22 protein-coding genes are annotated in these 26311 nt (G+C 41.3%); 12 read left to right on the top strand and 10 right to left on the bottom strand.

Features of this window, described 5'->3' with window-relative positions; genetic code table 11:
• Positions 1–230 precede the first annotated feature (230 nt).
• A complete protein-coding gene (locus R8O10_RS03970) occupies positions 231–1469 on the bottom strand; it encodes a GGDEF domain-containing protein (RefSeq protein ID WP_318191120.1) in 1239 nt (412 codons plus the stop codon).
• Between the two features lie 253 nt (positions 1470–1722).
• On the opposite strand from R8O10_RS03970, the gene R8O10_RS03965 reads away from it, so the two are divergent.
• The 10 genes from R8O10_RS03965 to R8O10_RS03920 all read left to right on the top strand — a co-directional run bounded on the left by R8O10_RS03965 (position 1723) and on the right by R8O10_RS03920 (position 11509).
• On the top strand, positions 1723–2091 hold the full coding sequence (locus tag R8O10_RS03965; protein ID WP_005376241.1) for a late competence development ComFB family protein: 369 nt from the start codon (positions 1723–1725) through the stop codon (positions 2089–2091).
• Between the two features lie 41 nt (positions 2092–2132).
• Positions 2133–2414 (top strand): HlyU family transcriptional regulator, encoded by a 282-nt coding sequence (locus tag R8O10_RS03960; protein WP_017634616.1) that lies wholly within the window; start codon positions 2133–2135, stop codon positions 2412–2414.
• Between the two features lie 434 nt (positions 2415–2848).
• Entirely contained in the window at positions 2849–4405 is a 1557-nt protein-coding gene (locus R8O10_RS03955) for a Re/Si-specific NAD(P)(+) transhydrogenase subunit alpha (RefSeq protein ID WP_033907060.1), read from the top strand.
• An 8-nt stretch (positions 4406–4413) separates the two neighbouring features.
• A complete protein-coding gene (pntB, locus tag R8O10_RS03950; protein WP_005376248.1) occupies positions 4414–5790 on the top strand; it encodes a Re/Si-specific NAD(P)(+) transhydrogenase subunit beta in 1377 nt (458 codons plus the stop codon).
• A gap of 155 nt (positions 5791–5945) precedes the next feature.
• Positions 5946–7400 (top strand): sensor histidine kinase VxrA, encoded by a 1455-nt coding sequence (gene vxrA / locus R8O10_RS03945; RefSeq protein WP_025767766.1) that lies wholly within the window; start codon positions 5946–5948, stop codon positions 7398–7400.
• Positions 7375–8037 (top strand): response regulator transcription factor VxrB, encoded by a 663-nt coding sequence (gene vxrB, locus R8O10_RS03940; protein WP_005376251.1) that lies wholly within the window; start codon positions 7375–7377, stop codon positions 8035–8037. Before vxrA ends, vxrB begins: the two co-directional genes overlap by 26 nt.
• Positions 8038–8043: 6 nt before the next feature.
• Entirely contained in the window at positions 8044–8925 is an 882-nt protein-coding gene (locus R8O10_RS03935) for a DUF2861 family protein (protein WP_318191119.1), read from the top strand.
• Positions 8926–8985: 60 nt separating this feature from the next.
• The gene (locus R8O10_RS03930) at positions 8986–10107 is read left to right on the top strand and encodes a conjugal transfer protein TraF (RefSeq protein WP_318191118.1); all 1122 of its coding nucleotides are present in this window, start codon (positions 8986–8988) and stop codon (positions 10105–10107) included.
• Positions 10108–10148: 41 nt separating this feature from the next.
• On the top strand, positions 10149–10310 hold the full coding sequence (locus tag R8O10_RS03925; protein WP_005376257.1) for a YoaH family protein: 162 nt from the start codon (positions 10149–10151) through the stop codon (positions 10308–10310).
• 809 nt (positions 10311–11119) lie between these two features.
• Positions 11120–11509: a universal stress protein gene (locus R8O10_RS03920; RefSeq protein WP_042520919.1), complete on the top strand. Its 390-nt coding sequence runs from the start codon at positions 11120–11122 to the stop codon at positions 11507–11509.
• A gap of 90 nt (positions 11510–11599) precedes the next feature.
• Here the strand turns inward: R8O10_RS03920 and R8O10_RS03915 are convergent, their stop codons facing one another.
• The 6 genes from R8O10_RS03915 to R8O10_RS03890 form a co-directional block, all read right to left on the bottom strand.
• Entirely contained in the window at positions 11600–11812 is a 213-nt protein-coding gene (locus tag R8O10_RS03915; protein ID WP_005376260.1) for a hypothetical protein, read from the bottom strand.
• A 296-nt stretch (positions 11813–12108) separates the two neighbouring features.
• Positions 12109–12948: a LysR family transcriptional regulator gene (locus tag R8O10_RS03910; protein ID WP_318191117.1), complete on the bottom strand. Its 840-nt coding sequence runs from the start codon at positions 12946–12948 to the stop codon at positions 12109–12111.
• A 1084-nt stretch (positions 12949–14032) separates the two neighbouring features.
• Positions 14033–14344 (bottom strand): stress response translation initiation inhibitor YciH, encoded by a 312-nt coding sequence (gene yciH, locus R8O10_RS03905; RefSeq protein ID WP_005376292.1) that lies wholly within the window; start codon positions 14342–14344, stop codon positions 14033–14035.
• 1 nt (position 14345) lies between these two features.
• Positions 14346–14732: a DUF3319 domain-containing protein gene (locus tag R8O10_RS03900; protein WP_005376294.1), complete on the bottom strand. Its 387-nt coding sequence runs from the start codon at positions 14730–14732 to the stop codon at positions 14346–14348.
• 128 nt (positions 14733–14860) lie between these two features.
• Positions 14861–15850 (bottom strand): D-alanine--D-alanine ligase, encoded by a 990-nt coding sequence (locus R8O10_RS03895; RefSeq protein ID WP_033907069.1) that lies wholly within the window; start codon positions 15848–15850, stop codon positions 14861–14863.
• A 149-nt stretch (positions 15851–15999) separates the two neighbouring features.
• Positions 16000–16569 carry an SPOR domain-containing protein gene (locus tag R8O10_RS03890; RefSeq protein WP_005390018.1) on the bottom strand — a complete coding sequence of 190 codons (570 nt, stop codon included), beginning with the start codon at positions 16567–16569 and terminating at the stop codon, positions 16000–16002.
• 236 nt (positions 16570–16805) lie between these two features.
• On the opposite strand from R8O10_RS03890, the gene R8O10_RS03885 reads away from it, so the two are divergent.
• Positions 16806–19439, top strand: coding sequence for a bifunctional acetate--CoA ligase family protein/GNAT family N-acetyltransferase (locus R8O10_RS03885; protein ID WP_318191116.1), 2634 nt, complete (start codon positions 16806–16808; stop codon positions 19437–19439).
• A gap of 77 nt (positions 19440–19516) precedes the next feature.
• On the opposite strand, the gene R8O10_RS03880 is transcribed toward R8O10_RS03885, so the two are convergent.
• Positions 19517–20404 (bottom strand): LysR family transcriptional regulator, encoded by an 888-nt coding sequence (locus R8O10_RS03880; RefSeq protein WP_033907071.1) that lies wholly within the window; start codon positions 20402–20404, stop codon positions 19517–19519.
• A 231-nt stretch (positions 20405–20635) separates the two neighbouring features.
• On the opposite strand from R8O10_RS03880, the gene R8O10_RS03875 reads away from it, so the two are divergent.
• Positions 20636–22774, top strand: coding sequence for a TonB-dependent hemoglobin/transferrin/lactoferrin family receptor (locus R8O10_RS03875; protein ID WP_318191115.1), 2139 nt, complete (start codon positions 20636–20638; stop codon positions 22772–22774).
• A 335-nt stretch (positions 22775–23109) separates the two neighbouring features.
• Here the strand turns inward: R8O10_RS03875 and galE are convergent, their stop codons facing one another.
• Positions 23110–24126, bottom strand: coding sequence for a UDP-glucose 4-epimerase GalE (gene galE / locus R8O10_RS03870; protein ID WP_005376309.1), 1017 nt, complete (start codon positions 24124–24126; stop codon positions 23110–23112).
• A gap of 54 nt (positions 24127–24180) precedes the next feature.
• Entirely contained in the window at positions 24181–26139 is a 1959-nt protein-coding gene (locus R8O10_RS03865) for a diguanylate cyclase domain-containing protein (RefSeq protein WP_318191114.1), read from the bottom strand.
• Between the last annotated feature and the right edge of the window lie 172 nt (positions 26140–26311).

Genomic DNA, 26311 nt, shown 5'->3' with positions numbered 1-26311 from the left:
CACTTTTTTGTTGCGTTGTCACGTTTTGGTAATTATTTTAAAGTTAACTCAAAGTAAGATAGGCAAACAGTGCGAACGGAATGTCGCAATCGGGCGTATACCTTATACCTTTGATTAGATAGATAACATCGGGATAGTGGCAACGATGAGTGCAGTTATTATGCTGATGGGGAAGTTCGGTTTTGTTTTAAACCCAGACAAGCTCGTTAACTTTCACGATTGGTGAGGGTCTAACGAAGCTTTATGCAGTCACGTCCGGCCTTTTTCGCTTTGTAAAGTGCTTCGTCCGCTGATTTAATAACGTCCAGAGGAGCTTGCCCATTCCGGCTATCAGCAACTCCGAAACTTGCGGTAACAAAAACCGACTTTCTTTTCGAACTGTTGCTACCACGACGTTTTTGTCCTTGTTTATGGTTCTCAGGGCGAGATTCTTCATCGCGTAATATCATCTCGTATTCTGCAATCGATTTGCGAGCTTCTTCCAAAAAGTTCTTACATTCGTCAGCGTATTTGCCTTTAAAAACGATGGTAAATTCTTCTCCGCCAAATCGATAAACTTTTGCGCCGCCTGGGGTTTTAGTGAGGCGCGAAGCGACCATTTTTAGAACGTCATCACCAGTATCGTGACCGTAGGTGTCGTTAAACTTTTTAAAATGGTCAACATCAAGCATTGCGATCGTGAACTTCTTACCCATGTGTTTTAGATCGAGATCAAGTGCACGTCTGCTTGGAATCAGCGTTAGGCTATCGGTGAAAGCCAGTTGATGGCTAGCGGAAGCGGCATAAATAATGATAAGCAGCCCTGTTAGCGTAAACATGGTGCTTGATATGTACTGCACATCAAAGAAAATGAACGTCGCAGACGCCAATACCATGGCAGAGTAGGTCATCGCATGAATAATTTCATTCTTCTTTAAAACAAGGATTCCAAGAAAACAGACAATACCCACGCAATATAAAACAAGAATTAAAGGCAGTTTAGAGACCGTAGGTACAATAAATAAAATACCGCTTGTCCATTGTTCAAACCCTCCTTCAACGTAATATGCTAGCGTTAGATAAGACCAAAGAACGAACATTGCTAACATCAAGATGTAAGTCAACATGGCTCTAGAGTCAAAACCTTCTTTACTAAACAAAAATACCGTAAGAAACGAGACAGGAAGTAACGTGGCTAAAATGGTTAGCTCAAGTAAAGCGGTACCACTTTGAAGCGGGACTTGTAGGCGGTGCTGTATCACGAAATAGGCTAGCAACATTGCCAAGCACACCATGGACTCTCTGCCTTGCTTAAATGAATAACAAAGGAGTAGCGCACAACCTAATAGTATGTACGGCAAGTTTGCGGCAATGCCCCAGTTTGCCTGAGTCATCTGAATAATGCTGTCCATGCCCGAACTCACTATGCCCAGTAGCAAAAAAGGGAATAAGAATCTGAAGCCTGATGAAGTCATTGACGATGAGGACATCTATTACAAACTGCCTGAAAATAGTTGACTATATAATTGGTTAGGTAAATCGTTTTATCAATATGGATATTTATCCGTTATTGAATTTCGAACTTTGAGAACTAGCAAGAATACGTCTATTTGTTCCTTTTCCCAAGTATTTTGGAAGACATTACGGCAAAAAGAGAGAGATTGATTAAATTAAGAGCAATCAATAAGTTGTTATAAACAAGTCGTTGCTATACTCATTTCATAGGAAAAAGGAGATTTACAGATGCAGATAAGCTCAGATGTGCACAATTACATGGAAACATTAGTAGGCCAGGTTCTCAGTTTGCCCGAATTTTTAGAACAGTATGACAACGAACAGTTAGCCGATATTGCTTGCCTTGCGCTTATCCAGCTCAAGCCTGTCTATATCCGTCATGATATTGATTTTTTGTCTTCACTTCCTGAACAAAAATTAAGCCAGTTTAAGCAAAGCGCGGATATAGCGGTGAAAAACGCCGCAGAAATGGTGAAAGAAGACAGGCGTAAGAACCGAGAGTATGATGTGCCTGTAATTTTTTCCCATACTAGTTATGATGATGACAAAGAGTTGGATTGGTATGAAAAACCGATCCTTAACGTTAATATCAAGTAAGAGTCGCTCAGTTGACTAGTGAGTTGACCCAAGGAGGAATCGTGGGATTTTTTTCGCGTTTGTTTGGTGGTAGTGAGAAAACCGCTGAAGCTAAAACTATCGAGCCAGTTGAGTATAAAGGTTTCTTTATTTACCCAGAGAGCCTTTCAGAGGGCGGACAATATCGCATCGCTGGTCGAATAGAAAAGCATGACAATGATGAAGTGAAAACACATCGGTTTATTCGCTCCGATTTACTTGGCTCAGAGCAAGATGCCAATGACCTTATGTTGAAGAAATCTCAAATGTTTATTGATCAAATGGGCGATAAAATCTTCGACTAGCAATTTACTGCAATTTGATTCCAGTCATCTTAAAAAGAGCCATTAGTGTATATGCTAGTGGTTCTTTCTTTTTAACGCTTAAATCTCTGTTAAGTCAGTATTTAATCGTTACCTGGTTAGACCTCAGTCTAGTACGGTGTTGCGTTGTTATTTTTCGAGCACAGAGCGACAATCATTCATTACTTAGCGTTATATGTAATGAAATTTAGTATTTAAATTACAAAACACTTGAAGTAATGAGACGCGTTCGATACAAACAGAATAATAACAGGGCTGTTAGTCAAGGTGTTATTGTGCAAATGGGTGTCCCCAAACATCATCTTTCGTTTGCAATTGTCTTGCGTGGTAAACAGATAGAAATAAAAAAGAATTAGAGTAGAGCGACGCTCTGTTTTGGGACTAATTTATTGATATGTATACAAGGAGTATGCGTTTTGCAAATCGGTGTACCTAAAGAGATACTCGCGGGTGAATCGCGAGTGGCTGCATCGCCGAAGTCGGTTGAGCAGTTAATAAAATTGGGATTCGATGTCGCGATTGAATCCCAAGCGGGGGTGCTAGCGAGTTTCGATGATGCCGCTTATGAAGCAGCTGGTGCGAAAATCGTTTCTAGTGAAGAAGTTTGGGCATCTGGCCTTATTTTAAAAGTTAATGCGCCAATTGTGGATGATGAGCAAGGCATTGACGAAATTGCGTTACTGCAAGATGGATCAACACTGGTTAGCTTTATTTGGCCGGCTCAAAATGCTGAGTTGATGGAACAACTTTCAAGTAAGAACATTAACGTTCTTGCCATGGATTCCGTTCCTCGTATCTCACGTGCACAAGCCTTAGACGCGCTATCTTCGATGGCTAATATCGCTGGTTATCGTGCAGTGGTTGAGGCAGCTCATGAGTTTGGTCGTTTCTTTACAGGTCAAATTACGGCTGCCGGTAAAGTACCTCCAGCGAAAGTATTGGTTGCGGGTGCTGGCGTCGCTGGCTTGGCGGCTATCGGTGCTGCAGGTAGCTTAGGTGCCATTGTCCGTGCGTTTGACGTCCGCCCAGAAGTAAAAGAGCAAGTTGAATCGATGGGCGCTGAGTTCCTGACCGTTGACTTTCAAGAAGAGTCAGGCTCTGGGGATGGCTACGCAAAAGAAATGTCTGATGACTTCAACAAAAAAGCGGCAGAATTATACGCAGAGCAAGCTAAAGATGTTGATATCATTATTACGACCGCGCTCATCCCTGGTAAACCTGCGCCGAAGTTGATCACCAAAGAAATGGTCGACAGCATGAAAGCGGGCAGTGTAATTGTTGACTTGGCAGCCGCTAATGGCGGTAACTGTGAATATACAGTGAAAGACCAAGTTATCATGACGGATAACGGGGTAAAAATTGTTGGTTACACTGACATGGTTGGTCGTTTGCCTACACAATCTTCTCAGCTTTACGCGACAAACCTTGTTAACCTTCTAAAACTGCTGTGTAAAGAGAAAGATGGCAACATCAATATTGATTTTGAAGATGTTGTTATCCGTGGCATTACCGTGGTGAAAGAAGGTGAAGTTACTTGGCCAGCGCCACCAATTCAGGTTTCAGCTCAGCCGCAAGTGAAACAAGAACAGCCTGCGAAGCCAGAGCCTAAAGTAGAAGAACCTACGTCTCCAACGAAGAAAATTATTGGTGTGGCAGCGGCTGTTGGAGCCTTTGCATGGGTTGCATCGGTTGCTCCGGCAGCGTTTCTTTCTCACTTTACTGTATTTGTTCTAGCGTGTGTTGTCGGATACTACGTAGTATGGAATGTTACCCATGCACTTCATACTCCACTAATGTCAGTAACGAATGCTATCTCTGGCATTATTGTCGTTGGTGCATTACTGCAAATTGGACAAGGTAATGGCGTCGTTTCATTCCTATCTTTTATTGCCGTATTGATCGCGAGTATCAATATCTTCGGTGGTTTCACCGTCACCAAGCGTATGCTTGAAATGTTCCGCAAAGATAAATAGGAGTCACAATGTCTGCAGGATTAGTACAAGCAGCTTACATTGTTGCTGCATTATTTTTCATCATGAGTTTGGCGGGACTTTCAAAGCAAGAGTCTGCTCGTAATGGTAACTACTACGGTATCGCTGGTATGACGATCGCGCTGATAGCGACGATCTTTAGCCCAGATGCGCAAGGTTTTGGTTGGATCATTATCGCGATGGCGATAGGTGGTGCGATCGGTATTTTCTATGCGAAGAAAGTAGAAATGACCGAGATGCCAGAACTGGTTGCGATTCTACACAGCTTTGTAGGTTTAGCTGCGGTTTTAGTTGGCTACAACAGTTACCTAGATGCGCCAGAAGCAGCAACACATGCTGAGCATGTTATCCACCTTGTAGAAGTATTCTTGGGTGTGTTCATCGGTGCCGTAACTTTCACCGGTTCAATTGTCGCATTTGGTAAGCTGCGTGGTGTGATTTCTTCGTCGCCACTTAACCTGCCTCATAAGCACAAAATGAACCTCGCAGCGGTTGTTATTTCTACGCTTCTTATGATCTACTTCGTAAAAGCAGATGGCAGCATGTTCGCTCTTATTGTGATGACTTTGATCGCGTTCGCATTCGGCTACCATTTAGTCGCTTCAATCGGTGGTGCTGATATGCCAGTTGTTGTCTCTATGTTGAACTCATACTCAGGTTGGGCAGCAGCGGCAGCAGGTTTCATGCTAGCAAATGATCTATTGATTGTAACAGGTGCTTTGGTAGGTTCATCAGGTGCGATTCTTTCTTACATCATGTGTAAAGCAATGAACCGTTCGTTTATCAGTGTTATTGCCGGTGGTTTTGGTCAAGAGATAGTGATTTCAGGTGACGAAGAGCAGGGCGAATATCGTGAAACAACGGCTGAAGAAGTTGCAGAGATGTTGAAGAACTCAAAATCAGTAATCATCACTCCAGGATATGGCATGGCAGTAGCTCAGGCACAATACCCTGTTCATGAAATTACTGATGTACTTCGTTCACAAGGTATTGAAGTTCGCTTTGGGATTCACCCAGTAGCGGGTCGTCTACCGGGGCATATGAATGTGTTACTCGCTGAAGCAAAAGTACCGTATGATATCGTTCTTGAAATGGATGAAATCAATGATGACTTTGCAGAAACCGATACCGTATTGGTTATCGGTGCTAACGATACGGTCAACCCAGCCGCACTGGAAGATCCGAACAGCCCAATCGCTGGTATGCCCGTATTGGAGGTATGGAACGCGAAAAACGTAGTGGTATTCAAGCGCTCAATGAATACGGGTTACGCAGGAGTACAGAACCCACTGTTCTTCAAAGAAAATACATCAATGCTATTCGGTGATGCGAAAGAAAGTGTTGAGTCTATTTTTAAAGCACTTTAACCATTCTTGATTTAAAACTATACAGGGTCAGCAATCGCTGGCCCTTTTTTGTTCCGTTTCAATGTTATAGTAATGCAAATCCTTCTGTTAGCAGATGTCAATTGCTTGTAGATTGATGTATAGTTTTGGCTAATGTAACAAGTGACGGTAACAGTTTGATTAAAAAGTTTTTGCTCGGTTTTGCAACTGTATTGCCGCTTTTTTCGGCACCTGCATTTTCCGATTCACTACCAGAAAGAATAGATACGTTTACAGAGCTATTTAACTATGAAGTAGCTCTTAAGTCGTACGATATTCGTATTCTGCAATCAAATTATCCTACCAAGTTACTTGCGCCAGATTCGCTTCTGCCGCAAACGTCTGACTATCCGTTAAAAGATATCCAACAGCTTTACAGCTTGGCGAATACTTGTCGTGGCAAATTACCATTAAGTCCTTTAATTACTGAGCCTTTAGTATTTACAAGAGCGATTTGTAAAGGGACGCAGCTGACACCTCGTTGGTTCTCGCGTAGTGGTCTCATTCACCCTGGTGGTGGGACGTACGCGGCACGTTATGTGGATAAGTATCCAGAACTCAAACCCAAACTATCTCAGTACATGCATATAAAAGAGCGTGATAACGAGGAAGGGGATGAGTTGCTAGAAAGCTTGAAAAACATGGATGACGACGCCATTAATGCTTTGATTGCGGGCGCGAGCATGTTTATTGAAGGTAACGAACTTTGGCTAAGACGTGGTGACCGTTACTTTGTTTTCGAGAAAGATATCTGGCAAGAGAACGTAGCGAATGCGGGTCTGTCATACGCTCTAGCCTCTCAAAGCAAAAGTTGCTTTGTTAAACGAGGCAATATTTGTTGGGATGTAGAAGATCACTCGCAAGTTTTGCGGATCAGTATGATCATACTGGTAATCGCCAATATTCTTTTGGTGATTGGTTGGGCGGTGTACCGTTGGAATAGCAAGCGAGAAGAACTACGTAGTAGAATGCTCGTGTTGCAAATTTTAACGCATGAGCTCAGAACACCGATTGCATCTCTGTCACTAACGGTTGAAGGCTTTCGTCGAGAGTTCGAGCATTTGCCTGAAAGTGTGTATGACGAATTCCGCAGATTGTGTGAAGATACGCGCCGCCTGCGTCAATTGGCAGAAGCAAGTAAAGATTATTTGCAATCTGATAACCAAATGCTTGCAACAGACTGGGTACCATCCGTTGCAGATTGGTTAGAATTTAAGATCGAAGAAGAATTTGATAGTGCCGTGCTTTTTAACATCAATGAAGATGTGGCTGCTAAAGTTAATGTGTACTGGTTAGGAACTTGTATCGATAACTTGCTTCGTAATGCGCTTAAGTACGGTGTCGCACCGGTTGAATTGGATGTCTCAACTAGTGAAGAAAAAATAGTATTCCAAGTCCGAGATGCAGGAGGCCTAACGGCTAAAGATTGGGCAAATTTGAAGAAACCGTTCGTAAGTAAGAGCGGGTTAGGACTTGGATTAACAATCGTTGAATCTATGGTAGGCCGCATGGGCGGAAAAATGTCCTTAATGGGACCACCTACAACTTTTATATTGGAGATACCTTGTGAAACAGACACTGCTTCTCGTTGAGGACGATAAAAACTTGGCTGACGGCCTGTTAGTAAGCCTGGAACAAGCAGGATATGAGTGTTTACATGTGGAGCGTATTGCAGACGTAGAGCCACAATGGAAAAAAGCTGACTTGGTAATTCTCGATCGCCAACTCCCAGATGGTGACTCTGTACAATGTCTCCCAGAATGGAAACAGATTAAAGACGTACCAGTTATCTTGTTAACGGCACTTGTTACCGTAAAAGATAAAGTTGCAGGCCTTGATTCCGGCGCGAACGACTACTTAACAAAGCCTTTTGCTGAGGCGGAGCTTTTTGCGAGAATCCGTGCACAGCTACGAGCACCGGATTCAGCAGAACAAAGCAACGCTGATAAAGTGATTACAAAAGACTTAGAGATTGACCGCTCGACTCGTGAAGTGACTTATAAAGACGAGCTAATTACGCTTACTCGAACAGAGTTTGATTTGCTGCTTTTTTTGGCGTCAAACTTAGGTCGCGTGTTTACTCGTGATGAGCTACTTGACCACGTTTGGGGTTACAATCACTTCCCGACAACACGTACGGTTGATACACATGTACTACAGCTTCGTCAAAAACTGCCAGGACTGGAAATTGAAACACTTCGTGGTGTTGGCTACAAGATGAAAGCATAAGTCGTAATGAAAATACTACTCCCTGTAGTTCTCTCATTAGCGTTAGTGAAACCAGTCCATGCAATGGACTGGTTTCAAACTAACACGCCTTTAACACAGGCACATCAACACTTACTTGAAGATGATCTTGCGGGTATGTTCAACTCTCTTGTTGAACTCTGGCAAACGGAACCAAGTAAAGATTTGACTCCTCACCTTAATGATCTTCTTGGTCAGTCACTATCTAGAAACTGTGGCAAGGCTCTCACTGGTGTAACGCTGCCTGATTGGATAAGTGGTGTGAACGTTATTCGTCAGACTATTCAAAGCCCTGGGCGAGATACATTTAGATTGGTAATCAAGCTAAGAGCTACAACTGACATCGAAAATATTTCATTTAATCGATGGGTGGATGATTCTATATCCGCGGACAGTTCATTCAGCTATGAACAACAGCCGAGCGGGACAGAACTTGCCAACGAGCGTAGCTACTCGAAACGCTATAACTTAACAGGTAAACTTGAAGCTGGTTTATATCACTTAACCGTTGTTTCTACTGATAAACAAGAGTATCGAACTTGGGTAATACTTGGAGATTCAAACTCTTCTCAATATGTTCGTTGGACATCTAAAGAGAATTGGAAAGTAGAAAAGAGCGCACTTCGTAATCCCCATTGTCCATTACCGCAACTTGAAGTCGGTTTGTATGACTACATTGATGGCCAGTACGAGCAAATGTGGAAAAAGACTTACGAGTCTAACTATCCAAATTCATTGGAGCTAGCGGGTGTCCCAAACGATAGATACGTATTGGCGGTAAGTATCAATAGTCGCCGTTGGCAGGGCGATATAATTGTTGAGCAGGCTCAAACTATTAGCCGAACCTATGATCTTTCCCAGGAAGAATAGTTAAAGAAATACTACTTGTGCCGATAAAGGTTCAGGACGAACTAAAATCATAAGTGTAGTATGAAAAACAAATATAAAATTCTTGCCACTTCTGTTGCTACTATTCTTTTCGCTAATGCTGCTTCTGCTGCTACTTATGCGATAGAGGCTCGTAGTGATGCAATGGGGGGCGTTGGTACCGTATCAGCAACTTATCTAACTGCGCCTTTTTTCAACCCCGCTCTTACTGCGATTTATCGCCGAAATGACGATGCAGGAATGATCGTGCCAAGTTTTGGTGGCAGCTACGATGATCAATATGATCTAGTTGATGAAATCGAACGCATCAGCAAATTGACAGACGTCGATGAAATCAAAAAATCGATGAATGCTATCGATGGGAAAAAGACAGACTTTGATCTTGGTGGTGTCGTTGCCATTGGTATCCCCAACAAATTCTTATCTGCAACTGTATACGGTAAGCTATACACTGAATCATTCGTACAACCAAATGTTGATACCTCAGGTACTAATCCATTAGATGATAGCTATGTACAAGGTGTTTCTATTGGCGTGGCTGAAGCTGGTATTTCACTTGCTAAATACACTAATTTCATGAACCAACACCTTTCTTTTGGTGTTACTCCTAAACTTCAGCGTATATACACATACTCATACGCCACGAGTTTTCAGAATTTTGATACTAAAGACTTACGTGAAAATGAGACCGCGGAAACGATGTTTAACTTAGACGCAGGCGCACTTTGGTTCTTTGGCCCATATCGTCTCGGTATTTCAGCGAAAAATTTGATCGGAAGAGACGTTAAAACAAAATCATTCCAATATGGCAGCGATACGATAAAATCATACGAATATAGCATGCGTCCTGTATACACCGTTGGGGCAGGGATTGTTGCCGATTACTTTACGATGAGTGTTGACTACGATCTTAACGAAGAAAAACGTTTTTCATCCTTTGATGATAATACGCAAATGATTCGAGCTGGTATTGAATTTGATATTTTGCGTCAAATGGCATTACGAGCAGGGTATATGAAGAACTTAGCTCGAAGTAAGGACGAAGGAACCATTACTGCTGGTATCGGGTTGTCTCCACTTAAGTTGTTCGAATTGGATATCGCAGCTCAGTACACAAACGAGAACGCTATGGGTGCATCCATTAATTTCCTTGCTACCTATTAATTGAATCGTTATAGTCAGCTCCTCAAAATGAGGAGCTTTTTATGTTTGACGATTTACCCCCTCTATCTCACCAAGAGCAACAACAAGCTGTAGAGAGAATTCAAGAATTGATGGCGAAGGGCACAAGTACTGCAGAAGCTATCAAAATTGTTGCCGAACGGATTCGTTCTGAGTACGCAGAAAAACAACAGCAACAAAACTAATCAATTCATGGACAGGGCATACGCCCTGTTTTTTTTGCCTTTCTATTTTCAATTCCTTTACATTCCCAAACACCACCCTAGTTACGCTGTAACTACAATTTACTAAACCTATATGATTTTAATCTTGTTCAATTGCCTTTAAGACTAAATAGCGAGTTAGTAAAATTTTACCCAATCGTGTTAACCTTAGTTTTCGTAGCACAGGTAATTAGGCGTTTTTTAAAGAACTCATAAATTAAACTCAATAATATCAATTCTTTACCTCGGGCATTTAATCTGCCGACCATATTGGTTGCGATTAATCTTGTAATTTAATTACAAAGTGCGAGAGGACTTCGTTCCCAGGTAGAGGATTATGCTGAAAAAAGAAAAAAAGATACACCGTAACTTATAACGGTAATTAAACTAGACTTATTAAATAAGCGATATAAGAACAGTAAGCACTCGCAGACATATGTAACAGATGAATCGAAGTTCATCTTATTGAGCTGCTTTTTTAGCCGAAATACGTCTCCTGGATTTGAGCGGAGCGTTACATATTGAACACGCTTAACCTAAAGTAGTTTTACTAAACTAGGCGACGTTGAAGTGGGTAATATGAAACCTCAAGAGTAGTAGAAATCAAGAGCAGTAACGCCTATTACAACGTAACGTTTCCTGACGTCCTTCCTGTTAAATAGTCCGATAATTAGAGAAGAAATTGGGAAAACATCGTTGATCTTTGGATGAGTAGCAGTAGTTTTGATGTTGTGTTCGCTCTATGTGGACTAGACTTAATATGAGAACAAAAACTAACCAAGGGAGGAATGATGGGTTACAAGCACGTTTTGGTTGCTGTCGACTTATCTAAATCTAGCCAAGCCGTTATCGAAAAAGCAATAATGCAAGCAGATAACTCAAGCAGCAAACTCTCATTTGTTCACGTAGATGTTGATCGCATAGTCATGGAAGCGAAGGAAGAGCAAGAATTGGAAAGAAGGCTGCAAGAGCTCGCTGATAAATGCTTATACCCAGTAAACGAGACCATGGTAGTAATCGGCGATCTTCATATAAAACTATCGGGAATCGTCAAAAAAGAGGGGATAGATTTAGTTGTCTGTGGTCATCATCACAACTTATTGAGTCGCTTTTTTTCATCGATACCAAAGGTTGTGAACGAAGTTGAAGCTGATTTATTAATCGTCTATTTAGACGAGTGATCGACAACTCTTGTTCGCACTCATCATTTTTTGTCACTAACAAGCCGAACGTTTATGTTCGGCTTGGTGTATCGGTGATAATAAAAGTTTTTAGCCAGGAATGATTGATGCCTCATGAGATAAAACAGATGCAGACTCCGCGTTTGACTGCAGATCAAAATGTACGTTAACTTGCACGCCTTCTCGCTCAAAAGTGACATCATCAAAATCGGTCATAGCGATTTTGAATCCATTTCTAGCAAAAAAGCCAGTCACCATAGTTCGCTGCTTAATTTCTAATGCAGACGCGAGTAGCTTATCCATGGCATTCTCCTTGGTTATTGTGGGGATATGGGTAGAAGATACACATAGATTGGTATGAAATCAATTTTGTATAAAGTTGCTTTTGATGAAAATTTTAATGTAAGTCAATCTATCGTTTACCCCACGTGATTTATTCCACGCAAAACCTTGATAACAAGACGGCAGAGCATCTCACATTGTGATAGCAAGCATAAAGATGGGGGTGTTAATAAATACCGCCGAAACAATATGTTACAAAGATTAGCGTTAGGCCTAGTTGAGTAGACAACGCAAAATTCTAAATCTGAACAACCGCCCTAAAATGACTCACTCTTCAATACTTGTGATAACTCAGACCTAATAAAAGTAGATATCTCAGCTAGCTTTCTTGGCAAAGGGTTTTGATAAGGGTAGGCAATATACATGGAACGTTCTATATCAAAAGTTTGCGATATTCGGATGTTTTTGTCTATATAATTACTTTTAACAAGATAGTTTGGAATGACACCAACCCCAACTCCCTCAGAAACAAAGTTTATTAAAATAGAGGTGTTATCAACTTCGATAACATCAGTATATTGATTTTTAATTGATTCCTTATTCGAATGATGTTTGTAGATTAATAGTTTTTTGTTGTTAGTATTACTTATCCTAGATATCAAAACATCACTATAATCACCAATTTTATGTGCAATAAGAGTGTCATCAATAACATTATTAAGCCTAATCGCTAAATCTACATTGCTTTCTAATAAATTTTCTACATTGTTACTTGACGATATTTCAAAATCAACTTTTGGATATCGTTCTTTTAAGTCTTTAAGAACAGAACCAAAAATAGAAGAGGCTATAGAGTTGGGCATTGTGATTTTAAACTTTCCATCAATGCATTCACTCAACGAGCTAGCTCTGTAATTTAACTCGTGCAAACTCTCTAACGTCTTGATAGCAAGCTCTCTAATGCTTTCGCCATGATCAGTTAAAACGAGTTTCCTTGTTGTTCTGTGGACGAGTGTTACGCCAAGTTGTTTTTCTAATGCTGCTAGCTGCCTGCTGACTTGAGCTTTAGACTTTCCAAGTTCTTTTGATGCCTCTGTAAGAGAGAGGTGTTTACAAATGGCTGCAAAGCAGATCAGCTCATTGTTCATCAATTCCATGATTGTTACCTTTTTGCAACTCTGAGTCACGTTGTCTTTTAACTGGTGGGAAAGTATAACTTGCATCATCGGAGGGGGACAATGATATTTAAAAGCCGCCATGAAATAATGGCAGACTACTATCTTAATAAAACCATATTGGATATTAAGTTAAACCGATATCCTGAAGGAATTAACTCAATCGGATTAAATATAGAAATAAAGATTTAAAAATAAAAAAAATTGTCTCGCGAAATTACTAAGTTGGATTCGGGTGATTTAATTGTTGATTGTGCATCATTGATAATGACTCATTCCATATCGGAAAAAGTAATAATAAAAGTTGAAATTGATTCTTTAAATTATAAAGTTAAACGTGTGAGGATATTTAAATATGAAGACTGCAATACAAAATTCGAAAAGATCTGTTTATCAGAAAGATACATTGTATAGAATTATAAATAATATTAGTACTTTGTATACCAAATCACTAGTAAAATTATTTGGTGAAGAGTTGAGAATCCATCATTGCAAACATAAGATTAATGTAAGAACCACTAACGAGTTGAGTGAGCATATGAAGAAAGATCTAGGTATAGATTGAAAAGTAGCGAGTTTACACCTGTTAGATTCCTTGTTCCTATAAAGATAATCTAGTACTTACACGTTTGGGTTAAGCAAACGCGTATCCATGTTGACTCATATTGAATGAGCAAGATGCAGAGCCAACGTGTACAGTGTTGAACGTAACCCAAGATACAATGAAGGAACTTAATCAGCCACACGGTTTTAAAGCAGCAACAGCCAAATACGGTGTAACTAAACTGACCTCACCAATGCTAATCTTCTAACCCTTAAGTTCGCATTATGTATATTATGTTAAATTGTATATCGCCGTACGCTAAATGTTGTCTGAGTATGCTCCTATTCCCCTGCAGATTTTAAATTTAAGGGCCTTACTGTGAGCATTAAACATAATGGTTATTTACCATAAAATAGCTAATATCGATCTATCAATCTACGATTGCTTGCTCTTCAATTAGCAACTTATAAAAAATGGCGTCTATTTCTTTAGACGCCATTTTTGTTTACTGGAAATATTAAATTAGCCACCGGCTAATTTGACTGTCATGCCTTTCTTTTCAAGATGTGCCTTGATCTTGTCTCTAGCATCACCTTGAATCTCGATATTGCCATCTTTTACAGACCCACCACAGCCACAGACTTTTTTGAGTTCTGCCGCTAATAACTTTAAAGGTGCATCATCCAAGTCTAAACCTGTAACAATGCATACACCTTTACCTTTACGGCCTTTCGTTTGGCGCTGAATCCGAACAACACCATCGCCTTTAGGGCGAGATACTTTTTCTTCTTCCGGTTTAATTCGACCGGTTTCTGTTGAATATACCAGAGTCATTCTATTGTTTCTTTTGTTGTTGAGCTTGCATCGCTTTTTGCTTTGCAACCAAATAAGCTTCGATATGGCGTTGAATAGCGGCTTTACTGCCCTTAATCAGTTTACCATTAAACATACAGTACCAAGAGTTAGGTTGGCCTGTATCATTTTGAATAGTATAGCCGTTAAAGACCTCTGATTTTGCAACACCTGTTTGCTGCACTCTCTGTCCGAGTGAAGCAAACTCTTTGGGATCAATAATCGATGCGGTGTCACACCACCAATCAATGCTTTTCTTTACCGCCGTCAAACTTCCCTGTAAGACGTGGTTCTTGATTTTAACCTTCCAAACACTGCCATCTGATCCGACTGACTGCAGGTTAAAACCTCTATAATTTGAAATCGCCATACCACTGAGTCATCTGTTTAATGCGTTGATATAATCATAATTGCTACTTAGCAATATTCAAATACGGCTTGAATAAACCTTGCTCTAGAAAACAACTTGTATCATAAAACGCGTCTCGATAACGTTAATCACTTTGCACTGTTTATACAATCTTCCAAGAACTCATGAAATTTGTGCCCGTTGTTTTGAAGCATTTTAGGGAACATTGAGATCGGAGTCATTCCTGGAAATGTGTTTACTTCGTTTAAGTAAATCTCATCATCTTCCGTTAGGAAAAAGTCGATACGAGATAAATGACGAAGATTCATTTGTTTAAATACCGTCTCTGACGCGTGTTGGATGGAATCTAATTGTATTTGAGTTAGATTCTTCGCCTCAACTTCTGTGAGCGAGTGACTTGAACTGCTGTACTTTTCATCGTACGAGTAAAAAGCACCATCAGGCGCGATGACCTCGCCTGGTTTAGTGATATGTAGTTGGCCATTCATCTCATATGCAGCAACTTCAAGTTCTCGAGGTTTTACTGCTTTCTCAACCAACACTTGGTCAGAAAACCCAAAAGCATCATTTACTGCATTAGAAAGCTTGTCTTTTTCTGTGACACTGTAACAGCCAACGGAAGAGCCTTGGCGAGCGGCTTTAACAAAAACTTTTCCCCACTTTTCAAAGGCTTTATGAGCTTGAACGTGAGCTTCTTCATCGTTTCGCGTTAAGAATAAGTATGGCGTATTGGGTATGCCGATAGCGTCGTACCAAAGCTTAGATGTGATTTTATTGAAACTATTGCTACTCGCTTCTGGCCCGCAGCCAAGATAAGGAATACCTGCGATTTCAAACAGAGATTGAATGTCGCCTGTTTCGCCAGGAAAACCATGTATACAAGGCACGATGAAATCAATGGTTTGATTAGATTCACTTGAGCACAACTGCTTGGTATTGAGATCCAAGTAAACCAACTCACCTTGGTTGGTCATCCAACCTTCGTTTTTTATTTCTACGCGTGTAACGTGAACGTCTTCAATAAGATTTAGTTGTTGTTCGACAAAGTTTGCAGACAATAATGAAATCTCGTGCTCAGAAGAGCCACCGCCGCATAGTAAAAGAATATTTTTAATCATGAATCCATCTTTCCGTGACCTACAAAAGATACTATTTATTATGATAAACCTTTGAAGTGTGACGTACAGTAATTTTAATGTGAGGAATGTTGTTCGAATAGGATTTGAGCAAATAAATAAGGGAGCTATTCGCTCCCTTATTTGATGTGTTAATTTAATTTGTTAAGCGTTGGGTAAGCTGAGTTTTTGATTGCATCAATGCTTTTAACAAATGGTCTTAACTGCTGAAATTGAGCTGGTAAAGTCGAAATCGCTTGCTTGGCTTCTGCGCTTGTTGCGTAGTCTCCGTATAAAACTGAGAACCACTTAGTACCGTTGACGACTTTGTAGTTTTCCCAAATTGGCTGACCGTTCTGTGGCAGCTTATTTGCAAACTGATCGACTTTAGCTTGGCTACCCACAGCTGCGACTTGAATGGTATAGCCGAATCGTTGAATGCCAGCTTGCTTTTTACTTGGTGGTACGATCTTAACTGGCTTCGCCTGCTCTTTTGGCGTTAGCTTGACTACTTTCTTTTCTTCAGGCTTTGCCGTCATTTTCACAACAGTTGGTTGTACGTCTTTTTCTACTACAGCGTTTTCAGACGCCATAATTGGTTTAGAGATACGATCTGATTTGTAGTCCTCTCGGTAACTTTCTGAGGTCACATCCGTGATGTAAGTTTCAGATGCACAAGCAGAAAGCAGAACTGACAAGCCGATGATTGCGATTTTTTTCATGAAGTAACAAATGCTCTGGATAAATATTACGATAAATCATGCCGATAGCAGGGCCGTTTATCAAGCATCAAATACAATAATCTGTGATTTTGATGTGATGAATAACACAAACTCCATAAGCATCGTACACATTTTCTGCAATGTCTGGTCTGAAGATGTTTTATCAGTAAATTATTCGTTTATGATTGATATGAAACCGAGAAGCCAACGTGACTTACAAACGGCTAGGAGTCAGCATGAATAAACTACATAAACTCTTTAAACCCAACTCTGTGGCCGTTATTGGGGCATCTCAAAAAGCATTGCGAGCAGGACATGTTGTGATGCGCAACCTTCTACAAAGTGGATTTGGTGGCGCGATTATGCCAGTAACGCCGCGATATAAAGCCGTATCTGGCGTGATCGCTTACCCTGATGTAGCTTCCCTGCCCTATACGCCAGATATTGCAATTTTGTGTACGAACGTTTCACGTAACGAGCAATTGCTTAAAGAGCTAGATGAGAGAGGCACACCGTTTGCGATTGTTATCTCTGATGACCCTAAGCCTTTAGATATCTCATCATTGAACATTCGAGTCTTAGGCCCAAACAGCTTAGGTATCATTCTTCCTTGGCACAATTTTAACTGCACGTTTTCCCCTGTTGCAGCTAAACCCGGAAAAATTGCTTTCATCTCACAATCCGCGGCGGTTTGTACCACGGTTTTAGACTGGGCAAATGATAAGAACATTGGTTTTTCTTCGTTCATTTCGATTGGGCGTGGACAGGATATCGATTTTGCAGATTTGCTCGACTATTTGAGTATGGATGGAAACACAGAAGCTATTCTGCTTTATGTTGATAATATCCAAGACGCTCGCCGATTTATGTCTGCTGCGCGCGCCGCTTCACGTAACCGACGTATATTGGTGCTAAAAGCGGGCCGCTCTAAAGAGATGAATACTTTTGAGCAGCAAGACGGAGATACACTTGACGTAATTTACGATTCTGCTATTCGCAGAACTGGTATGTTACGAGTCAGCAATACGCATGAGCTTTTTGCCGCGGTAGAAACACTCACGCATTCTGTGCCACTTCGTGGAGAGCGTTTAGCGATCATCACCAATGGCGGCGGCCCTGCTGTTATGTCCGTTGATACTTTGATTGAACGTGGTGGCCAACTCGCAACGCTTGATGACGCTTCCATTGAGCAATTACAAGCAGTACTTCCATCCAACTGGCGTGCTCGAAATCCGATTGATCTGTCTGGTGACGCAACCCAGAAACGCTATATTGATACCATTAACGCACTGATGAATAACGACTGTGCAGATGCGATATTGATTATGCATAGTCCTTCTGCTGTTTCTGATCCTCTTGACACTGCTCAAGCCGTTATTAATGCAATCAAATCTCACCCTCGGCATAAGCATTTTAATATTTTGACCAACTGGTCAGGAGAACAAACGTCGAGAGAAGCGCGACTGGCCTTTACTCAAGCAGGCATTCCAACCTATAGAACACCTGAAAGTGCGGTTGTAGCATACATGCACTTGGTCGAATACAGACGAAACCAGAAACAACTAATGGAAACGCCAACGACGGCAGAGCCATTACATTCAGGAAGTGTGAGTTCAGCAAAAGAATGGGTAAACGAACGACTACTGGATAAAAACACAGTCTCCTTAGATACGCATCAAACTAGCCCATTATTTAAGCTGTTCGGGTTTAACGTTTTGCCGACGTGGATTGCATCTGACGACATTGAAGCCGTTCATATGGCAGAAAATATTGGATATCCTGTTGCGGTTAAATTGCGTTCTCCAGACATTCCTCATAAATCTGATGTTCACGGTGTCGCTCTAAATTTAAGAAACAGTCGAGAAGTTTCCAACGCAGCGCTATCCATTTTAGATACCGTAAAGCTCAGCTACCCTTCCGCCAATGTACATGGGCTGTTGGTACAAGGGATGGCAAAGCTCGGCAGCGCTGAAGAGCTACGGATTAGTATTGCAGTAGATAAAGTCTTTGGCCCAGTGATCTTGCTTGGTCAAGGCGGCTCTGAGTGGAATATCGCCCAAGATGCCGTCGCTGCACTTCCTCCTTTGAACATGACTCTTGCGCGCTACCTTGTCGTTGTTGCCCTAAAGTCTGGAAAGATTCGCCTGCAGAAACACAAAGATGCGCTCGATATTACTGAGTTGTCGAAGTTCTTGGTTCGTATCTCCCAAATGGCAGTTGAGTTACCAGAAGTACAAAAACTGGATATCCATCCAGTGCTAGTGTCCGGAAGCGATTTAACTATCCTTGATGCAGATGTCACACTGTGTAAGTACGAAGGAGACGCCCAAAAACGGCTAGCGATTCGCCCTTTCCCGGCAGAGTTTGTCGAAACGGTGACGCTTCGAGATGGCCAACCTATCCTGCTTCGCCCTATCTTGCCTGAGGATGAGCCGCTGCATGCTCAATTCATTAATAGCGTATCGAAAGAAGATCTCTATAAGCGTTTCTTTTCTGAAGTTGGAGAGTTCAACCATGAGGCTTTGGCAAACTTTACTCAAATAGACTACGACCGCGAAATGGCGTTTGTTGCGGTAGCGTTTAATACTGACGGACCGTCTATCATAGGGGTAGCCCGCGCATTGATTACACCAGACAATAGTGACGCTGAGTTTGCTATTTTGGTTCGTTCAGATTTGAAAGGAAAAGGTTTAGGCAAAGTGCTGATGCAGAAAATAATCAGCTATTGCAAAGTTAAAGGCACAAAGCAAATGTCTGGAATGACCATGCCAACAAACAGAGGGATGTTGATGTTGGCTCAGAACTTGGGGTTTGAGATCGATATCCAGTTTGCAGACGGTATGGCAGATATGGTGCTCCCTTTAAATTGAAAAGCGCAGCATTAGCGATGACTTTTACTTCTTACATTCGGTAATCAATGGGAATCTAAGAAGTAAAAGTTACGTTGTTACTTTAGTTTCCAATTCTTTTTTAAGTACTGAATACACCAGGATTTTGCCTCACCCATAGTGTTCCGGCGCCATGCCAAAATAATATTCATCGGCTGTTCTTCAGTGCCTTCGATTCGTTTCAATACACCACTATCAATAAGAGGTTGTGCAATTTGGCTTGGTAATGTACCAATACCTAAACCTGCAGTGAGCGCTTCTACTTTTGCCGTAAAGTTGGTGACGGTCAAGCGAGGCTGTTTTTGAATAATATTAATTGAGAGCGCGGGTTGCTCACGTGCGGTATCTGCAATAGCAATGATCCGATACTTTTCTCGCGCTGCTTCATCAAACTTACCACTACGCTTGTGAACATAGTGATCAGCGGAAGCTACCCAATACATACTCATTTTACCAATTTTTTCTGACTTAACTTCTTGAGGAAGCGTATCCAGTGATGGGCAAATCAGTAAATCAGCTCTCCCCGTATTCAACGACTCCCAGCTACCAGCCAGAATCTCCTCTTGCAGCCTGACTCGAGTTGAGCTGACCTCGGCCAGCGCATCAACCATCGGGAAAAAGTTGGATATAGGAATAATGCCATCGAAGGCAATGGTAATATCCAGTTCCCAGCCATTCGCCAATAACGTTGCATCGTTCACTAACTTTTCACTGGCTTGTAAAATGGCTCTTCCTCTTTCAAGAATAAGCTTACCTGCTTCAGTAAAATGGGCTTTGTGACCAGAGCGATCGAAGATAATAATGTCTAAGTCTTGCTCGAGTTTCTGGATTTGATAGCTCAGCGATGACGGGGCTCTGTCTAACTCATTCGCAGCAGCAGCAAAACTCCCTCTTCGATCAATAGCATCTAGAATATGGAGTGCTTCTAACGTAATTGGACTCTGCACATGGCCTCTCTTAATGTGATATTCATCACATTCGTTGTATTTGGATGAACTTATCAAGAACTAACGACAAATAATATAACATATTGATAACTAAAGACTAGGAATGCTCATAGCCTAAGAATAAGATTCAATACAAATTAATAAATGACAATGGTAATGATAGTAATTACCATTTAGATCCATTAATATCCGCGTGTTGTTACCTATTATGGATCTAAGGTATTGAAGCCAATGTATAAAAAATCAATTTTGTCAGCCTCCATTTTAGTTGCCCTTTCCCATACTGCTTATGCGGAAGAAGCTTCTAAGTTTGAAGAAGTCGTTGTGTCGGCCACCCGTACCAACCAAACCATAAACACTGTTGCTGCTTCTGTTGCTGTTGTATCAGAGAAAGACATCGAAGAAAACATGGTAAAGGACTTGAATGATCTATTCGAGTATACGCCAGGTGTTACTGTTAATGGCACTCAACGCCAAGGCGTCCAAAGTATTAACATTCGCGGGATGGAAGGTAAACGAGTTAAAATCTTAGTAGACGGTGCATCTCAACCAGGTGTATTCAGCGGTGGACCATATTCGTTTATCAATTCTAGTGCCGTTACTGTCGACCCCGATATGCTAAAGAGTGTCGAAATTGTTAAAGGAGCAGCTTCTAGCCTACATGGTAGTGATGCAATTGGCGGTGTTGTCGCATTCGAAACAAAAGATCCGAAGGATTTCCTCAAAGATGGTAAAGACTTTGGTGGTCAAGCTAAACTCTCTTATTCATCGGAAGATAACTCTTTTAGTGAGCATGTAGCTTTAGCAAAGCGTTTCGGTAATACAGAAGCACTTATAGCCTTTACACGCCGTGATGGTGCAGAGCTACAAAATTTCTCTAAGGCGCCTTACGATAACTATTCTGTGGACAACCAAGATTATTACAAAAACGATCTATTGGTAAAACTTCAATCTCAATTGAATGACGCTCATCGCTTGGAGTTCTTGGGAGAAGTTATTTACAACGAGACTGACTCAGAGATCGCACATAAAAGTTACAAAAACTTCAACGCTGAAGACACAACCAAGCAAAATCGCATTGGGCTCAAGCACATTTGGTTTGCAGATGCAGCTATCTCGGATACGATCACGTCCAAGCTTACATGGATTGGTAAAGAAGAAAACGGCGTCTCTAATCGCTTTATCGAAGCTAGCCCTGGTTACCCACCTTACGTACCGCCTAGTGGTGACAACCAACAGAAAAAAGATTACGAATATACTGAAGACAAATTTGAATTCGAAACTCAGTTAGATAAAGAGATTCAAAATCACTATATTGTTTACGGAATATCGTACAAACATAGTGACATCAGTAATACCAATCGCGAGTTTAATTCCGATCCTAGCACGCCAGATACTGTTTACGTTTACACACCGGATGCAAAAGAAGAAAGCTTTGGTTTATTCTTGCAAGATGAAATATCGCTTCTTAATGACAAGCTAATTCTGACTCCAGGTGTGCGTTACGATTACTTCTCTACTAATCCTTCAAATACTTCTGAAGAGTCATTCGAGAAGTTTAGCGACTCTGCATTAACTGGTCGTTTAGGAGCAACTTACTCTATATCGCAACCAGGCACGATCTTCGCGCAAGTGAGCCAAGGGTTCCGAGCGCCATCGTTCGACGAGCTTTACTACACCTACGATAATCCGGCTCATGGCTATACCAACCGCCCTAACCCAAATTTGGGATCTGAAAAGAGTTTGTCTTATGAGCTTGGTTACCGTCATAACACTGCAGCGTCGGCAACTGAAGTAGCGTTCTACTACAGTGATTACAGTGACTTTATTGAGCAAACGTCATCAAACAATGGTGGTTTAACTGAATTCACAAATATCAATATTAGTGAAGCAAACATTAAAGGGGTTGAGCTCTCTAACCGTCTTGATTGGCATGCCATTGCTGGTCTTCCATCAGGCGTGACAACTCGCTTTGTTGCAGCATACACAGAAGGTGAAGATGGTGATGGTAATCCTTTGAACAGTGTAAACCCATGGAATGCCGTGGCTGCTGTAAATTACGATTCACCAAATGCACTTTGGGGGACAAGCCTAAAAGTAAACTACACGGCTAAGAAATCGAACAGTGATATCAACTCTGATGGTGATAAAGGCGGAATCAAAGACCAAGTTGCTTTGCCGTCTGCGACAGTCGTTGACTTAACGGCGTACTACAAACCAATGAAAGATATAACCATTCGTGCTGGTGTTATGAATCTAACGAATGAAGAATACCATCTTTGGAACGATGTTCGCGGTAAGACTGAGTTAAGTCGAGACAAAACGCAAGCTGAGCGTAATTACAACATTAGTGTTAAATACGAGTTCTAAACCTTAAAAACACAAAAGCCAGCGTAATGCTGGCTTTTTTTATGGCTTTCATTTCAAAAATGTAAAGAAAAGTATGAAAAATGAAAGTTTACTGTTTTGCCATCTCTTTTTTCACCATTACTGCTGCTGCAATGATGAAAGTGATGATCAGACCGAGTTCCATGAACTACCCCAATAGCTATGAGAAAATTTATAACCCAAATTAAGAGTCGGGCATAGTTTAACAGCTCTATCTATACTTGCTACCTTTTAACCAGTAATTTACGATTTTTTCCGATTTGGATCAAAAAAGACGCAATCACGCGCCTTTTTGTTACTATTATGTAAATTAAAGATTAGGCGTCTGGATAACCTTGAGGGTTAGTAGACTGCCAGCGCCATGTATCGCCAGTCATTTCTTCTAGAGTGCGAGTTGCTTTCCAACCTAACTCATTCATCGCTTTTGATGGATCCGCCCAACACTCTGCAATATCACCTGGACGACGCTCAACAAGTTGGTATGGGACATCTTTACCACTTGCGGCTTCAAATGCTTTCACCATGTCCAGTACACTGTAGCCGTTACCAGTACCAAGGTTATAGATATGAAGGCCAGCTTTGCTACCTACTTTTTCTAATGCAGCAACGTGACCATCGGATAAGTCCATTACATGAATATAATCACGTACGCCTGTGCCATCTTTGGTCGGATAATCACTACCAAACACAGAAAGGAACTCTCTTCGCCCTACCGCAACTTGAGAAACAAACGGCATTAAGTTGTTTGGAATACCTTGAGGATCTTCACCTAGCTCGCCTGTTGGATGTGAACCTACCGGGTTAAAGTAACGAAGAAGTGTAATGCTCCAGTCAGGGTTCGCATTTTGGAAGTCGGTTAAACACTCTTCCACCATTAACTTGCTGCGACCATATGGGTTAGTTGCGCTAGTTGGAAAGTCCTCAGTGATGGGTACAGATGCAGGATCACCGTATACAGTCGCTGATGAACTAAATACCAACGATTTAACTCCGGCTTCGCGCATTGCATCAACCAATACTAAAGTGCCATTAACGTTGTTGTCGTAATACTCTAGAGGTTTTGCTACAGACTCACCGACGGCCTTTAAACCTGCAAAATGGATAACAGCTTCAATATTGTGCGACTTTAGTGCTTCTACCATCGCCAATTTATCTCTGATATCGGCTTTAATGAAGGTTGGCTTTACACCACATACCTTTTCAATTCGATCTAATACCGTAGATTTACTGTTGTACAGGTTGTCTAGAATCACTGGCGTCATGCCAGCTTCGATCATTTGAATACACGTATGACTACCGATATAGCCCATACCACCCGTAACGAGTACTTTCATTTTATTATTCCTTCTGACGCGAATCGTGTTAGTTTAAAGCTTTGACGTTACGATTTAAACTGTCTCTTGTAATTCGCATCCCATTAATATTGCTTGGCCTTTCCCGGCTTTCTTTGCTTGATACATTGCCGTATCCGCACTTTTTAAAACTCGAGTAGCATCGCGCTCATTTACGCCGACTAATTTTACGCCGATACTAACGCCAACTTTGAGTAAGTGACCTTTGTACTCAATTGGAGCACATATGCTCTCGAGCAACTGTTCTGCTATTCGGGTGACCACTTTTTGATTGGCGGGATTAACCAACATGACAAATTCATCACCAGAAAGTCTTGCGATTAAATCACTATGTCTCGTCGCAGATGTTAGACGCTCGGAAACTTTTTTCAAAACTTCATCACCTGCATCATGACCGTAGGTATCGTTAACTTCTTTAAATCCATCCAGATCGAGGTACAAAACTGCAAATTCGTCACGCAAGTATCCAGAGCGTTGTACTAGTTGTTCCAACTCTAAATGGAACTTAGATCGATTGGCTAACCCCGTTAAAGCATCGTGATGAGCTAAATGCTCCAATCGTTCCATCTCTTTTGCGCCGGAAAGGTCGGTAAGAACAATAACCAGATCATAGAAACCATAGTCTTCACACTTAACGATACGATTGACTCGAGCAAACATCGGTACAAACTGACCAATATGGTTCTTCTCGATAACTTCACCTTGCCAAACGCCATAATTTTCTATCGACTCGATGATACTAGGCATCATTTCCTGTAACTTGCGCCACTTTAGCGTTTGGATGAATGACTTCCCAATAAGCTGATCCACCTCTAAGCCGACTAACTTAGTGACGGCAGGGTTTGCCATCGTAATGACACCGCGATGATTAAGAACAATGAGACCATCTTGGCTGCTTTCAAAAACGCGTCCCGCAACACGTTGCCGGTTTATGGCTTCTTCAATTTCGGTGATATCTTGAATCGAAAACAGTAAGTATTCATGTGTCGAGAGGCGACGACTGGTTAGGCTCAACTGCTGTTCGTTATCTGCATTTTTGAGGTGAATATCATCGCACTCTAGGCCTCGACTCAGGATCTGACTCAGCTCATTCGGTGTTTTGGTTTTAATTAGATCACGAATATTGGCATATTTAAGTTCATCTAATTTTTTTTGAAATATTTGCTGGGTCGCCGTATTACAATGAATAACACGTCCGGAATTGTCTGTAATAACTAATGCATGCTGAACAGATTCGATAACCTCTTCTGAAAATGCGCGCTTTTGTTCTAGTGTGTCTAGCGAATGTTGCCGCTGCTTCTCACGTACTGTTAACCTATTCATCATTTGATTGAAAGAGCTCGCGAGGTCTCCAATTTCATCCTTGGCGTAATAGCGAGCTTGATTTTCCGTGTTTCGTCCGTGTGTCACATTCTCTATTACGCGGTTGAGTTCCATCACGGGCCTGAGAACAAGCCTCTCGATACTTATGTAAAAAACAGTGCCACCAGCGATCAGAAACAGAAGAAGTAAAGCGCCATCTCGAAGTAAAGATTGTATGGCTTCTACAATTGGGCGATGAGAAAGCGTAACTCTCATGCTACCAATGACATAGCCATCATGGATAATCGGCTCTAGAACATAAAGAAATTTGGTTGATAAGGCATAGCCTAGAGCGTGCAACCTACTTCTTTCGGTTTGACTTGGAACGGGTGCCAGTGCCCCACTTATCTCCATAACAGCGAATGGTTGGTCATCTTGGTCATAAAGTGTGACCCGCGTTACATTTGGCTGGTTTAAAAAGTTGGCGAGAATAGTTTGAGCTTTTTGCTTGTCCTTTGTCGTCAGCGCATCTTTAATTGAGAAAGAAACGTTGTTAATCAACTTTCTTGTCTTCTCGACCAGTTCATGCTTAGACGATTGGTATACAGTATACGAGGTGTAACCTTTTGAGATAACAAAGATAGCCGTTAAAAAGACCAGAAGAGGCCAAATAAGCTTCGCTCGTAATGACATATATATTCCTGTCGCAGACAACCACAAAAATGACAGAAGAACCATTATGCAATCTATCACCCATGAAGGGCGACAAGATTAACACGATGCTAATGCAAAATAACCTTAAATTCTCAAAAATTGGATGGAAAAGAAACGAAATACCTTAAAATTCGGATCAACTCAAATAACG

The sequence above is a fragment of the Vibrio sp. 1727 genome, from assembly GCF_033344415.1.
GTDB classification, from domain to species: domain Bacteria; phylum Pseudomonadota; class Gammaproteobacteria; order Enterobacterales; family Vibrionaceae; genus Vibrio; species Vibrio alginolyticus.
The sequence above is the reverse complement of the archived record's forward strand: the minus strand, read 5'-3'. Positions and strand labels throughout refer to the sequence as shown.